Source organism: Achromobacter pulmonis, from assembly GCF_002885955.2.
GTDB lineage: Bacteria > Pseudomonadota > Gammaproteobacteria > Burkholderiales > Burkholderiaceae_B > Achromobacter > Achromobacter pulmonis_A.
Window position 1 is genome coordinate 1 of sequence record NZ_POQS01000038.1, and the last position, 1703, is coordinate 1703.

Here is a 1703-nt window from a genome sequence, read left to right on the forward strand (position 1 = left end):
TGGATCTGGCGGCGGTGTGACCATGGACAAAGACAGCATCCTGCGCAAGATCCAGAAGTGCATGGCGCTGGCCGGCTCGGCCGAACCGGCCGAGGCCGCCGCCGCGCTGCGCCAGGCCCAGGCGCTCATGCGTGAACACGGCATATCCGACCTGGAGGTCACCGCCGCCAGCGTCCAGGAAATGCCCGTGCGGGCACGCGCCGACAACCCCACCATGCACGAATCGCTGACGGCCAGCATGGTCGCCGATGCCTTCGGCTGCCGCCTGATATTCAGCAACGGCTTTGTTCATGGCCCGCGCTGGCTTCTGGTCGGCTGCTCGCCGAACGTGGACGTGGCGGCCTATGCCCTGCAAGTGCTGCTGCGCCTGCTGTTCAAGGCGCGAAAGGACTACATCGCAGCCAAACTCAAGCGCTGCGGCCCTAAGAACAAGCGGGCGCGCGCCGATGCGTTCTGCATGGGCTGGGCACATGCGGCTTCCCGCGCCGTGTCGAACATGGAGCGCACCGACGAGCAAGACAAGGCCATCGAAGCGTTCATGTCCCTGAACCATCCCGACCTGGACAGCCTCAAGCCGCGTGAGCCGCGCGCAGCGCGTGGCGACACTTGGGCCGACCGTGCGGCCGGCCATATTGCTGGCCAGGGCGTGCAACTTCACCAGGGTGTCGGCGCTGCTGCCGCGCCCCTCATGCTGGAGGGCTGACCATGGCGACTCGCAAATCCCCCCAGCCGTGCCTGGTCACCATCGGCTACACGCGGCTGCTCATGCCGGCCGAGCAAGGCATGGCCATGCTGAAGCTGCTGCAGCATGCCGTCGAGTGCGAACTGGAGACGGGCGCCTGGCCGCCACGCTACCAGGCCGGCACCCAGCCGCGCGTCGAGTTCGAGCTGGTGAAGGCTTCGCAGATCAGCGTGGCGCCGGAGCATGTCGAGCCGGTCAGCCGCACGCGCAAGAACCTACTTCTGGAGGGCTGAACACATGAACGGTCAAATCCAACGTATCCGCGATGCCCTGCACGCCTACTCGGTGCCGGGTAGCCCGGTCAGCAAGGCGGACTGCCTGGCCGAGATCCAGCGCATCGCCGACGAGCAAAACGTGGACCTGCACACTGACGACGTGGCGGTCGATGTCTTCGCGTCCGCTATGAAGAAGAAGCTGGCGGCGGCGCGCGCCCAGGGGCGCGGCGGCTGGGAGCAATGCGACCCCGTTGTCCTGTCGCAGATGCTGCGCGCGCACGTCGAGAGAGGCGACCCGCGCGACGTGGCCAATTTCTGCTGCTTCCTGTGGGTGCTCGGGCATCCCATCACTGGCGCCCCGTCTGGCGCGGTCCAACGCGCCCATGAGAACGGCTACGCCGAGGGCCTGGCCGCCCATCACGACCACGACGTGCGCGACGCGGCGCTGGAGGATGCGGCGCTGGTGGCTGACAAGAAGGCATGCATCGGCGTCATGCGCAGCCTGGAAGCCACCTACAAGGCCGACATGGCCCGCGAAATCGCCGATGGTATCCGCGCACTCAAAGCCACCGCCCTGGTGGCCAGGGAGGGCTGAAATGGATGATCGACAGTGGGGCTTCTTTAGCTGCGGCCTGCTTCTTGGTTTCGTCGCAGGCGTGGCGACCGTCGTTCTTTTCTTCTGGGCCATGTTGGAGCCGCTATGACCGCGCGCAAGACGACGAAGTCCGGCTGCGCCCGCTGCCGCG

The 1703-nt window shown here is 66.8% G+C and carries 3 protein-coding genes; all 3 read left to right on the forward strand.

From position 1 onward, the window contains the following. Window positions 1-703 (forward strand): DUF7168 domain-containing protein (locus tag C1I89_RS33660; protein ID WP_219929638.1); only part of this gene is annotated, 703 nt, incomplete at its 5' end. 2 nt (window positions 704-705) lie between these two features. Then, window positions 706-975 (forward strand): hypothetical protein, encoded by a 270-nt coding sequence (locus C1I89_RS33665; protein WP_102776421.1) that lies wholly within the window; start codon window positions 706-708, stop codon window positions 973-975. Window positions 976-979: 4 nt separating this feature from the next. Further along, window positions 980-1552: a hypothetical protein gene (locus tag C1I89_RS34770; protein WP_181391119.1), complete on the forward strand. Its 573-nt coding sequence runs from the start codon at window positions 980-982 to the stop codon at window positions 1550-1552. Window positions 1553-1703: the final 151 nt, after the last annotated feature.

Excerpts from the sequence above, each read along its gene's own strand:
- C1I89_RS34770 (WP_181391119.1), top strand. The coding sequence starts at position 980 with ATGAACGGTCAAATCCAACGTATCCGCGATGCCCTGCACGCCTACTCG.
- C1I89_RS33665 (WP_102776421.1), top strand. The coding sequence starts at position 706 with ATGGCGACTCGCAAATCCCCCCAGCCGTGCCTGGTCACCATCGGCTAC.